The organism is Betaproteobacteria bacterium, assembly GCA_016720925.1.
Lineage (GTDB): Bacteria > Pseudomonadota > Gammaproteobacteria > Burkholderiales > Usitatibacteraceae > UKL13-2.
Genome location: JADKJR010000001.1, coordinates 635,576 through 648,031, shown reverse-complemented (window position 1 = coordinate 648,031; position 12,456 = coordinate 635,576). Strand labels below are relative to the sequence as shown.

Below are 12,456 nucleotides of genomic sequence, written 5' to 3'. Positions count from 1 at the left end.
TTCACAATCCCAACGGCAAAAACATGCATTCGTTCAAATTACCAAGCGTCATCCTGCTTGCCGCACTCACTGGTTGCGCCGGAATCATCGGCGAAAAACGCCACTCGCCCGCCGAAATCGCCAGCTACCGGCCGGCGGATTTTGTCGCGCCAATCGCTTCGATCGATGGCGAACGCGCCGCCATTGCCGAGCGCGACGAAAAAATTCGGGTTGGCATTTCGCAACAATTCATGTCCACGAGCGCCGGCGAAGAAAATGGCGCGCCAGGCGCCTTGTGGGCGATCGCTTTTCTCAATGCCGATCGCGCGCAGGGCTTGGGGATTTTGCAGAATGCACTGATTGATATCGACCAAAAGCCAGTCGACTTTCAGCGTGACGTGCTGTCCGCCGCCTACACAATGTATGCGCGCGAATCGGCGCCTGCATTGGTACCGCTGCTCGATCGCATCAATACGCCGCGCGAGTTCGCCATCACCACTTACGCGATCCTGAAAGCCGACGCCGCGATCAATGAGCCCGGCCTTCGCGCTCGCCTGCGCGCGAAACTCTTCGCGCGTTTTCCCGAATGGGCGAGTGAGCCGCGTCTCATCGCGCTCGATCACACGCTCACCGTCGATGTCGCCACCGAACGCCTGGCGCGACCGCCGCTCACCGATCTTCTCGCCGCGCCATTCCGCGCCGGACTGCCGGTGATATTCAGCTTCCAGCGGCCCGATCGCACACGCATAGGGCTCGCGATGGTGCGCGGAGCGGATGGTCGCTTCGTGCGCAACGCCGATGGCAGCTATTTCAATATCGCGCATCTTGCTCTCGCACTCAGCAATCTGCCAGGTACGATCACCAACGGCAATACGCCGCAGGGGCTGTTTACCATCGTTGGCGCCGGCACCGCCACCAATCAGTGGATTGGCCCCACGCCTTATCTGCATGCCAAGGTACCGAAGGAAGCGACCATCGCGGAATACGAACACAGCGACGCCTACATCGACATCAACGCGGATTGGAGCGAAGCGCGCTACGAGAGTTTTTTGCCGCCGGCATGGCGTGGCTACTTTCCGTTCAAGGAAGCGTGGCTCGCGGGCCTGGCCGGACGAGATGACATGCTGTTGCACGGCACCACCATCAACCCCGAGTACTATCGCAATAGCCCGTACTATCCCGGCACGCCGTCTGCGGGCTGCCTGGTGGCAATGGAATACTGGTCGAAGTCCGATGGCCGGCTGATGCATAGCGATCAACTCACGCTCGCCAAGGCGTTCACCGGCGGTGGCATCGACCAGGGCTATCTGGTCGTGGTTGAACTCGATGACCGGCCGGCGCCGGTCAATCTGGCGGACGTGGTCAGGGATATCATCGCGGCCGAAGTGCGTACCGGACGAGCACATTGATTTCTTTGCGCCGCGCGATGATTTTTTGTACACGAAATGTTTCACACACGATCCATTCACGAAACTGAAGGAGTTTGAAGATGAAGAGAATAGTGGCGGTATCCATATTCTGCGCAATCGCCAACGGAGCCAATGCGGCGGATGGATTGATCGAGCTGAAAAGCGCGCACAGCGCAACCGAAACGGGCACGCGATTGGCTGCTGCCATTGAAGCCCGCAAGCTCACGCTGTTTGCGCGCATCGATCACGCTGCCGGTGCGAAGAAAATCGACAAGACATTGCGCCCGACGGAAGTATTTATTTTCGGCAACCCGAACGGCGGAACACCCTTGATGGAGTGCGCGCAATCGATGGGCATTGATTTACCGCTAAAGATGCTGGTGTGGCAGGCAGCGGACGGCAGCGTCATGCTTGGCTATAACGATCCGGCGTGGCTGGCTAAACGCCACGGCACGGCTTGCGAACAGCCGGTCGGCAATATTTCGAAAGCCCTGGACGGTATCGCCAAGAGTGTCGTCGCGCCGTAAAGTGTGACAGGCGGTGGCGAGCGTGCGCACCTTGCACGTACGATTGCCCGCGGCACTGCCGGATAATTTCATGTAGATCAAGCACTGGTGCGCCGTTCAGACCATAAATGACCTGCAAGGCTCGCCAGTGCTGGCGTTTCATTCCACATTGGGGCAATCACCCATGCGCCCGGCGGCAATGGATATCGCACATCGCATATCACACATTGCATCGCCGATGCCGCGAGAACGCGTCGCGACCAAACTGTTGCTTGAGCAATCGTCAGCAACAATGCCGCATGACGTGCCGGTGCGCAATGCACCCGCGAGTCCGTTCGAAGCGACGGTGGTCCGTCCTTCAGAACTCGTAAGCGCGCAACATGAGCGGCTATTGATGCAGCGCAACAACTGAATTTCTGCGAAGCACAGAATACTTTCATCAAACTTGATGTTGTGAATCGAGTGCTGGATCGTGTTTTCACGTGCACGCCGCTAAAGACTAAATGTCAAAGAGAAAGTAAAGAGGTTTCAAGATGGAATTCTTCCTGCAAATCGTACTCATCCTCGCCTGCCTGTTCTACGGCGCACGAAAAGGCGGTATCGCGCTGGGCTTGCTGGGCGGTATCGGCATCGTCGTTCTGGTGTTTGCCTTCAAGCTTCCCCCGGGCAAACCGCCGGTCGACGTGATACTCACCATCGTGGCCGTCGTGGCTGCGTCCGCCACGCTCCAGGCTTCCGGCGGACTCGACGTGCTGCTCCAACTCGCGGAAAAAATCCTGCGGCGCAATCCGAAATATGTTTCTATCCTCGCGCCGTTCACGACCTGCACGCTGACGATGCTCTGTGGTACCGGGCACGTCGTCTATACAATGCTGCCGATCATCTATGACGTGGCCATCAAGAACGGCATCCGGCCCGAGCGGCCGATGGCGGGTTCGTCGATCGCGAGCCAGATGGGCATCATGGCGAGCCCCGTGTCGGTCGCGGTGGTTTCACTGGTGGCGTTCCTCGCCAAGGCGCCGGCGGGTTCACCGGTCATCGATTTCGTCACGCTGCTGTCGATCACCATTCCCTCCACGCTGGCGGGCGTGCTGATGATCGGCATCTTCAGCTGGTTCCGCGGCAAGGATCTCGACAAGGACGTGGAATTTCAGAAACTCATTGCCGACCCTGAGGCCAAAAAATTTGTGTATGGCGATACCACGACGTTGCTCGACAAGAAGCTGTCGGCGAATCAATGGACAGCGATGTGGATATTCATCGGCGCCATCGCGATCGTCGCGACACTCGGTGCGGTTCCCTCAATGCGGCCGCTGGTGAGCGGCAAGCCGCTGTCGATGGTGCTGGCGATCCAGATGTTCATGCTCATGGCCGGTGCCTTCATCATCATCTTCACCAAGACCAATCCGACGGCGATCGCCAAGAACGAGGTGTTTCGCGCCGGCATGATCGCCGTGGTCGCGGTATTCGGCGTCGCGTGGATGGCCGATACGGTATTCGAAGCGAATCTCCCGCAGATCAAGGCCGCCCTGGCGGACGTCGTGAAAACACAGCCGTGGACTTACGCGCTTGCTTTGCTGATCGTATCGAAGCTGGTGAATTCACAAGCGGCGGCGGTCAGCGCCATGGTTCCCGTCGCGCTCTCGATCGGCGTGCCACCGGGTTACGTGGTTGCATTCGCGGCGGCCTCCTACGGCTACTACATCCTGCCAACGTATCCAAGCGACCTCGCGACCATCCAGTTTGACCGTTCGGGCACGACGCGCATCGGCAAATACGTGATCAACCACAGCTTTATCCTGCCTGGGCTGATCGGCGTCTTCACGTCGTGTGTGTTCGGTTATATCCTGGCAACAACGCGCGGATTGGTATGAACTGGCGCGGTGGCGCACCGTGCGCCACCGCACAGACCGCGGTGATACCGCAACGCATCATGCAGGAGTCCTTCGCGCCACGCGGGTGACACGATGGCTCGGCGCCACTGAAGCCTGAACCTGCTTGAACCATCGTAAACACCACGGTCGCGATACGCCGACAAAGATGGATTGATGATGCCCGCTGCCAGACAAAACGCCTTTATCTTTCGTGCCGGCCGCGGTAATGCACCAGCAGCGGCGGTGGCAGCGGCGAAAAACAGGCGCATTGCACCCGTACTTATCAGCATGACGCTTGCCCTGTCGGGTTGCGCGTCTGTGCCGCAACAATGCTATGCGCCAGTCGTCGTCGAAATTCCCGCCGCCTGGTCTGTCACTGATGTCCCCACCGCGCCCGGCAGCGCCTCACTGGCGCAGTGGTGGTTGCGCTTCGATGATCCGCTGCTCAGCAGTCTGATTTCCCAGGCCCTGCAAGCCAATACCAGCGTCAAGAGCGCACAGGCAGCGCTGCGGCAGGCGCGCGCACTGCGTGACGTGACGGCGGCTGGTTTGTGGCCGGATGTCGGTGCATCGGCGTCGGCGCAGCACAGCACATCGGGCGGCCACAGCAACGGTAATAATTTCCGGGCCGGCCTCGATGCAAGTTGGGAGCTCGACATCTTCGGCGCCAATCGCAGTGCGCTGGCGGCCAGCAACGCCACCGCGGAGGCCAGCGCCGCCAGCCTCGGCGACGTGCAAGTCTCAATCGCGGCCGAGGTCGCGCTCAGTTACATCACGCTACGTGGCGCGCAGGCGCGACGGGCGATTGCCGGCGACAATCTCGCCAGCCAGCTCGAGACGCTGCAGATCACGCAATGGCGCTTGCAGGCGGGCCTGGTGACTTCGCTCGAAACCGAGCAGGCGCGTGCCCAGACTGAACAGACGCGCGCGCAGTTGCCGGCATTGCAGACCAGCATTGAACAGACCCGTCATGCGCTCGCGGTACTGACCGGCAAGCCACCCGCGGCCTTGGCCACGGTGCTGGCAGCCGCCGGCGTCGTCCCGCAGACGGCTGACAACGTGGCGCTGGGCATTCCTGCGGAGACGTTGCGCCAGCGGCCCGATGTGCGTGCCGCCGAGCACCAGGTGACGGCCGCGCTGGCACGCGTCGCGCAAGCCGATGCCGCGCGTCTGCCCAATTTCAAACTCAGCGGCTCGTTGGGGCTAAGTGCTCTGACGCTCGGCGCATTGACCCATGGCGCATCGGTCGTCAGCGCATTGGCGGCCAGCGTCTCGATGCCGGTATTTGACGGGGGCGCCAGCCGTGCACAGGTGCGCGCGCAGCAGGCCGCGCTCGAACAAGCCAGCGTCGCCTACCAGGCGGCAGTGCTGGCGGCGCTCAAGGACGTTGAAGACGCACTGGTCGCGCTACGCGGCGGGCGCGAACGTTTACTGCGTTTACAGCTGGCAGCCGAGGCGGCGGCCAATGCCGCGCAGCTCGCGCGTCAGCGCTACAGCAGTGGTTTGGTGGACTTCCCGGCCGTACTCGAAACCCAGCGTACGCAGCTCAACACCCAGGACAGCGTGGCGGGCGCACGCGCCGAACTTGGTGCCGATCACGTTCGCCTGTACAAGGCGCTAGGCGGCGGATGGCGCGCCGATAGCGACAATTCGACCGCAACCTCAACCGACAACCGGACTTCCCGTTCATGAGCACGCCCACGCCACCCGCTTCACCCACGGTACCTTCCGTTGCCGTACCGCCTCCCGTTGTCGTGACGCCTGCCGCGAATGTTCCACCCCCGGCTGCTGCTCCGCCCGTGGCAGCGGACGCACCCTCCATTGGCCAGAAGCTAAAGACCAATCTTGCCGCTCTGCTCGACGAACCGGCGTCACAAGCCTGGTATCGCCGTCGTGCACTATGGGTAGGCGTCATACTGGTCCTGCTGATCGCCGCCGGCGTGTGGTACTGGCAATTCAACCAGACCGCCAACGCCGCGCCAAGCTACAGCACACAGCCTGTTGCCCGCGGCAACCTGACGTTGACCGTCACGGCCAACGGCACCTTGCAGCCGACGCGTTCGATCAACATCGGCAGCGAACTGTCGGGCACGGTGCTGAAAGTCAATGTTGACGTTAATGACAAAATCAAGAAGGGCCAGGTGCTGGTCGAGCTCGATACCGCAAAGTTGCGCGACCAGATCGTGCGCTCGCGCGCCGCGGTGTCCGCCGCGAATGCCAAGGTTTCACAGACTGCCGCGACGGTGAAAGAAACCACCGCCAACCTGGGCCGGTTCGAGGAAGTCGCCCGCCTGTCCGGAGGCAAAGTGCCGTCCAAGGCCGAGCTCGATACCGCGCGCGCAACCGTCGAACGCGCGAAGGCCGACGAAGCCAGCGCCCGCGCCGGCGTCACCGACGCGCAGGCGGCGCTGTCCACCGACGAGACAAATTTGTCGAAGGCATCGATCCGCGCGCCCTCTGACGGCGTGATACTGACGCGCAGCGTGGACCCCGGCAATGCGGTTGCCGCGTCGCTGCAGGCCGTCACGTTATTCACCGTGGCCGAAGACCTTTCGCAGTTGCGCTTGCAGGTCTACGTCGACGAGGCTGATGTGGGGACGGTGGCCATCGGCCAGAAAGCCAACTTCACGGTCAGCGCCTACGCGGGCCGCAAGTATCCGGCCGAAATCACCCGCGTGGCTTTCGGCTCAACCATCACCGACAATGTCGTCACTTACCTCACGTACCTGGGTGTGGACAACACCGACTTGAGCCTGCGACCCGGCATGACGGCCACCGCAACCATTACCGCGACGCAGCGCAAGGACGTACTGCTGGTGCCCAACAGCGCGCTGCGGTTCACGCCCGCCAGCGTGCCAGCCGCCGCGGGTACTGGCGCGGGCGCAAGCGCAAGCAAGACAACCACCAAGAGCGGCATTGTTGCAAGCCTGGTGCCACGCATGCCCCCGGGGCAACACCCGCGGTTCAGCCCCGGGCGGTGGCAGCACCGCGGCGGCGCGGCAGGTGTGGGTATTGCGCGACGATGTCGCAGTCGCGGTATCGGTGGTCCCTGGAATTAGCGACGGCCGCATGACCGAGATTACCGGTGGCGAACTCGAGGCCGGCATGCTGGTGATTACCGATCAAAAAACAGCGGCGACGAAATGAACGTTGTTCCACCCGAAGAAAAAATGGCGCCCGTGCGAACCACCGCCGCGCCACGTGTCGCCGCCGGTACACCGCTGATCCAGATGCGCGGCGTGACCAAGGTGTACGGCAGCGGGCAGGCCGAGCTGATGGCGTTGAAGGGCATCGACCTTGATATCAGCGCCGGCGAATTCATCGCCATCATGGGCCCGAGCGGATCGGGGAAGTCGACGGCGATGAATATTCTCGGCTGCCTGGATACCCCTAGCGCGGGACACTATTTGTTTCAAGGTGCGCATGTCGAAGCCTTGTCGAGAGACCAGCGTGCGCGGTTGAGGCGCCGCTATCTTGGCTTCGTGTTTCAGGGATTCAATCTGCTGGCGCGCACGTCCGCCCAGGAAAACGTCGAGCTGCCGCTTCTGTACCGCGGCGAAAGCGCAACGATGCGCCACGCGGCCGCCGCGGCGGCATTGAAATCGGTCGGACTGGGTGGCTGGGAGCACCACACGCCGGCCGAACTGTCCGGTGGACAACAGCAACGGGTGGCGATTGCTCGCGCCATCGTCACCGAACCTGCCGTACTGCTGGCCGACGAGCCCACTGGTAACCTGGACACGCAGCGCAGCCGGGAAATCATGGAACTGCTGCGGGCACTGAACGTGGATCATGGCATTACCGTGCTGATGGTCACGCACGAATCCGACATGGCCGCCTACGCGCGACGCTTGGTGCATTTTGTCGATGGACTCATTGACAGCGATGGCCCAAATCCGCATCAGGCGCCGGTGGCACCGACAGCACGACCGGCACCATTGGCCGCGAAGGCGGTCGAGAAATCCTGATGTTACTCAATACCCTGTTTCTTGCGCTACGCTCGATTCGCCGCAACCTGCTGCGCTCGTTCCTGACCATCCTCGGCATCGTCATCGGCGTGAGCGCCGTGATCACCATGGTGACCCTGGGCAATGGCGCCACGCAGGCCGTGCAGATGCAGATCTCAAGCCTCGGCACGAATCTGCTGCAGGTGCGCTCCGGCCAGCGCCAGGGACCCGGCGGCGGCGGCGGGGGTGGCGCGGCGTCGTTCAAAGAAGCCGATGCCGATGCAATCCAGGCGCAGATCGGTGGCGTCGCGGCGGTGGCGCCCGAAGCGCGCGCCGGCGTCACCGTGATCGCGAATGGCCGCAACTGGTCCACCAGCGTTACCGGCAGCACCAATGCATGGTTCATTACCGGTAACTGGAAGCTTGCGTCCGGGCGCGAATTCGAGGACGACGAGCAAACCTCCGGCGCCGCCGTTTGCATCATCGGCGAGACAGTGCGGCGGGAACTCTACGGCGGTGAGCGTGGACGCAACGGCCTCGGTGAACAGTTGCGGATCAAGCAGTTCTCCTGCGAAGTGATCGGTGTGCTCGCGTCCAAGGGCCAAGCCGCAATGGGCAACGATCAGGACGATTCCGTGCTGGTGCCGCTGCACACGCTGCAGCGCCGCGTCACCGGTAACCAGAAGGTCAACACCCTGCTGGTGTCGATGCAGGACGGCAGCGACAGCACGCGCCTGAAAGCAAGCCTGCGGCAACTGCTGCGCGAGCGCCGCAAGCTGGCCGCGGGCGACGACGACAATTTCAACATTCTCGACACCCAGCAACTCGCCGAAACATTGTCAGGTACCACGCAGGTGATGACCACGCTGCTCGGCGCCGTGGCCGCGGTAAGCCTGCTGGTGGGCGGCATCGGTATCATGAATATCATGCTCGTCAGTGTGACCGAACGTACCCGCGAGATCGGGCTGCGGCTCGCCATCGGCGCGCTGGAACGCGAAGTGCTGCTGCAGTTCCTGATCGAAGCGGTGGTGCTGGCGGCGCTGGGCGGCATTGTAGGCATCGTCATCGCGGCGGGTGCATCGATCGTGCTGGCGGGTGCAATGGGCGTACCGTTTCTGTTCGACCCGACCATTAATGTGTTGTCTTTCCTGTTTTCGGCGGGTATCGGCGTGCTGTTCGGGTATTTCCCGGCAAGGCGCGCCGCGCAAATGGACCCGATCGAGGCATTGCGACACGAATGACGCCCTGCAATTTTCATTCGTCAAATACTTGACTGAAGCTCACGAACGCCCAAACGTCGTCGAATACGCCACAAAGGCCGCGCCCGGCAGCGGCTTGCTGAATCGATAGCCCTGTAGCAAGTCACAGCCCAGCTCACCCAGCAATCGCACTTGCTCGTCATTTTCAACACCTTCCGCAATGACGGTCTTCCCGAGCGCATGCGCCATCGCGATGATGGCCTCGACAAATGCGAGCGATTCCGCCGACTTGTCGATATCTTCCACAAAGGCGCGATCGATTTTCACCACATGCACCGTCAGTTTTTTCAGATAGGCCATCGACGAAAACCCGGTACCAAAGTCATCCAGCGCGATGGTGCTTCCCGCATCGGCGATTACTTTCAGCTTTTCTTCAAGCAAATCCATTCGTTCCAGCATGGCCGACTCGGTGATCTCAAACTCGATGGAAGACGCGAGTCCGGGCGCGATCACGTGCGCGTGAATATGTTCGACAAAGTCGGGTTCACGAAATTGCCGCGCCGAGACATTGACCGATAATCGCTCGATGACGAATCCATCTCGCCGCCACGCGACAATCTGTCGCGCAGCTTCCTCGATCACCCAGCGGCCAATGGCGTTGATCAATCCGCTTTCTTCCGCCACGGCAATGAATTGGCCCGGCCCCAGCAAGCCGCGCCGTGGGTGATTCCAGCGTATCAGCGCCTCAGCCGCTTCTACACGATCGTTCACCATCGACACCTGCGGCTGGTAGAAGAGTTCAAGCTCGCCATGCTCCAGCGCATGCCGCAATTCGCGATCGATGGTAATCCGCGAAATGGCCGCGGCATTCATCCGCTCTTCATAGAACATCGATTGTCCGCGCCCCGCCGCTTTGGCACGATACATCGCGGTATCCGCATTCTTGAGCAATTCTTCCACCGACAATCCATTGTCCGGATGAATCGCGATACCGACCGATGCGGAGAGAAAGCAATCCTGACCCGCCACCGTGAATGGCTTGCTGAGAGCGGCGACAATGGCATCGCCAACACGCAACGCGTCCTGATGTTCATGAATATCAGACAACAGCACGGTGAACTCATCGCCGCCGTGGCGCGACACCGTGTCGCTCTCGCGAATGGCGGAAGCGATGCGCCTCGCCGCTTCACAAAGCAGAAAGTCACCGGCGCCATGCCCCTGCGAATCGTTCACCGCCTTGAAATGATCAAGATCGACGAACAGGACCGCGCTGGTCCGGGATTCGCGCTTGCCGCGCGCAAGTTCACGTTGCAGGCGGTCGCCGAACAACAGTCGATTGGGCAGGCCCGTCAGCGAATCGTAGTGCGCCTGCTGATAGAGTTCGTCATCGCGCCAAACCGACGCAACAGCCAACGCCAGCCGGCCTGCAAGATCGCTGATCATGCGGCGTTCGTCATCGCTGATCACATTGGCATCCGGTGCGATGATCAGTAACCAACCGCAAGCCGCCTGCCCCCAAACAAGAGGGTAAATCCATTGCGTGGCCGTTGGCGGCATGTCCGCCCCGCCTGACGGGCGCGCCCAATCGGGTTCACTGGCCAACGGTTTGCGGAGCGTTAGCATCGGCATCGAGAGATCCGGACGTGTCGATGGCGGAACAGGAACGGAGTCCATCCTTGGCGCGTTCGCGCTGCTGCCAGATAATTCACCATCCAATGAGAAACGGCGGCCCACCGCAGGCTCAATGCGATCAAGGAGCACGGCATATACTCGAAATGCCGGCATCAGCACTTGCAACTGGCGGAGCGTTGCGTCGACAATACCTTTCAGATCCTCGCGCCCGAGAATCATCTGGTCGATATCGGCGTGTGCCCGCGAGATTTGCGATTGACGGCCGAGTCGACCAGTCATGGAATTGAATGCGCTGCCGAGCTCGCCAAATTCATCGGCCGAATTCACGTCGACGCGTGCGCTGAAGTCGTTGGCTGCAATATGCCGCGTGGCGGCGGCAAGATGGCCCAGCGGCGTCAATATCGCCCGAATCTGCCGCGAAGAGAACCATACGATCAACAGCAGCGCCAGGCCAACGACCAACACGAAGCTGCGGCGAAAGGTGTAAACGGCCGCAAGCAAATCATCCTCTGGTAGCGATATCGCGAAATACCAGTCCTTCGCGCCAAAATCGTTCTTCAGGAATTGCGCCCAAACGCGACCGCGATAATCCACCCCTTCCCGTGACCAGACAACATCGGTCGGCTCGTGATTGGGACCGGCATCAGCGAGCAATCGCGGCAAGCCCAGTTCGCGCCCATTGTGGCAGTTCACGTATTGCATGTTCGCACTGTCGACCACGCAGATAATCATGCCGGACTTCATGTCGCTTTCATCGCCCCACACATAGGCGGGATTCAATTCCCCGACCAAAACACCATGCTCAATGGCGCCCGCCGCAGTGGTACGGGGATGATTCTCCAGGATGAACAACTTTTCGCCAGCGGTGCTCCGTAGCAGTGTGGGTGGCGGCACGGCCATGCCACGATATTCGGCAACCAATGCCGCGGCTTCGGGCGGCGCATTTCCCTTGATGGCCTCAACCCGGCCAATCGCATCGACGCGACCGAGAAATCGGAACTGATTGGCCAGGGATGAGGACGAGGGGATGTTCGCGGAAACCGGCAGCGGCCCAGCAACAGGCAAAGGTGTCGCCCGCGCCGGCTGCGCGGCAATCAGCAAGGCGCCGTCGCGCGCGGTCAGCATGCGCTCATACACGCTCAGGGCATAATTCTTGGCGAGCGCCGCAAGTCGTGTCTTGCCCTGATCGATCAGCAGTTCGCGTACCTGGGTGAGGGAAAGCGCGGCCATGACGCCCAGCGGCGCCAACGCAGAAATCACAAACAGGAAAAATACTCTCTTGCCGACACGACTCTGCAGGAATGCCGAGCGCGCTCGGATCACGGGTCGAATTCTGAAGCAAGGCCGATGAACTGGCCATCGCGTGCGCGAATCACATCATCCTGACTGACTTTGGGGGAAAGCGGCAGCTTGCTATCGCCATCCTTGCCGACGCTGTAGAGATCGAAATCCGAATTGAGCGGATTGAGTTTCTTGTCCTTGCGCGAAGTTCCCTTGCCCTTTACGCCGACCAGATTGGTAAACATGTAGGGCCGGCCCCATGGATCAAGTCTGCCATCCATCTTGACGGTCGCCAGATCGTCGGGCGGCGTGTAGTTGTTATCGTCCATGTACTTCACGATGATCATCGACATTCCGCCGATGTCGGTCACCGCCTGCGCCACGCGGGCTTTCTCAATGTACTTGTAGTAGTTGGGGATGGCGATTGCCGCGAGGATGGCGATAACCGCGATTGCCAGCAGGATTTCCACTAGCGAATATGCACGTTGCGCGCGGATCAAGCGAGTTATCGTCCGAGTATTCATTTTTCTTTCCAACCTTGCTCCAAGGGAGGATATATGTGTACCAATTATGCGCGTTGTGTGGTCTCTCTTTTTTACCTTTATGCGGTCACAAAGCACAGGTGTCAA

General features: G+C 61.0%; 9 protein-coding genes and 1 pseudogene. 8 read left to right on the top strand and 2 right to left on the bottom strand.

What is annotated here, in order from left to right:
• Positions 1-23 precede the first annotated feature (23 nt).
• The 8 genes and pseudogenes from IPP88_03100 (at position 24) to IPP88_03065 (ending at position 8,956) form a co-directional block, all read left to right on the top strand.
• Positions 24-1,388, top strand: coding sequence for a hypothetical protein (locus IPP88_03100; protein ID MBL0121742.1), 1,365 nt, complete (start codon positions 24-26; stop codon positions 1,386-1,388).
• 80 nt (positions 1,389-1,468) lie between these two features.
• Positions 1,469-1,915, top strand: coding sequence for a DUF302 domain-containing protein (locus tag IPP88_03095; protein ID MBL0121741.1), 447 nt, complete (start codon positions 1,469-1,471; stop codon positions 1,913-1,915).
• A 217-nt stretch (positions 1,916-2,132) separates the two neighbouring features.
• Positions 2,133-2,306: a hypothetical protein gene (locus IPP88_03090; GenBank protein MBL0121740.1), complete on the top strand. Its 174-nt coding sequence runs from the start codon at positions 2,133-2,135 to the stop codon at positions 2,304-2,306.
• Between the two features lie 121 nt (positions 2,307-2,427).
• Positions 2,428-3,768, top strand: a complete 1,341-nt coding sequence (locus tag IPP88_03085) for an anaerobic C4-dicarboxylate transporter (protein ID MBL0121739.1) — start codon at positions 2,428-2,430, stop codon at positions 3,766-3,768.
• A 288-nt stretch (positions 3,769-4,056) separates the two neighbouring features.
• Entirely contained in the window at positions 4,057-5,460 is a 1,404-nt protein-coding gene (locus IPP88_03080; protein ID MBL0121738.1) for an efflux transporter outer membrane subunit, read from the top strand.
• A pseudogene (locus IPP88_03075) lies at positions 5,457-6,915 on the top strand (efflux RND transporter periplasmic adaptor subunit). Before IPP88_03080 ends, IPP88_03075 begins: the two are co-directional and overlap by 4 nt.
• Positions 6,916-6,938: 23 nt before the next feature.
• Positions 6,939-7,736: an ABC transporter ATP-binding protein gene (locus IPP88_03070; GenBank protein ID MBL0121737.1), complete on the top strand. Its 798-nt coding sequence runs from the start codon at positions 6,939-6,941 to the stop codon at positions 7,734-7,736.
• Entirely contained in the window at positions 7,736-8,956 is a 1,221-nt protein-coding gene (locus tag IPP88_03065) for an ABC transporter permease (protein ID MBL0121736.1), read from the top strand. Before IPP88_03070 ends, IPP88_03065 begins: the two co-directional genes overlap by 1 nt.
• 39 nt (positions 8,957-8,995) lie before the next feature.
• On the opposite strand, the gene IPP88_03060 is transcribed toward IPP88_03065, so the two are convergent.
• Both IPP88_03060 and IPP88_03055 read right to left on the bottom strand, forming a co-directional pair.
• Complete coding sequence (locus tag IPP88_03060; GenBank protein ID MBL0121735.1) at positions 8,996-11,869, bottom strand: EAL domain-containing protein; 2,874 nt, start codon at positions 11,867-11,869, stop codon at positions 8,996-8,998.
• Positions 11,866-12,351: a prepilin-type N-terminal cleavage/methylation domain-containing protein gene (locus IPP88_03055; protein MBL0121734.1), complete on the bottom strand. Its 486-nt coding sequence runs from the start codon at positions 12,349-12,351 to the stop codon at positions 11,866-11,868. Before IPP88_03055 ends, IPP88_03060 begins: the two co-directional genes overlap by 4 nt.
• Positions 12,352-12,456 lie beyond the last annotated feature (105 nt).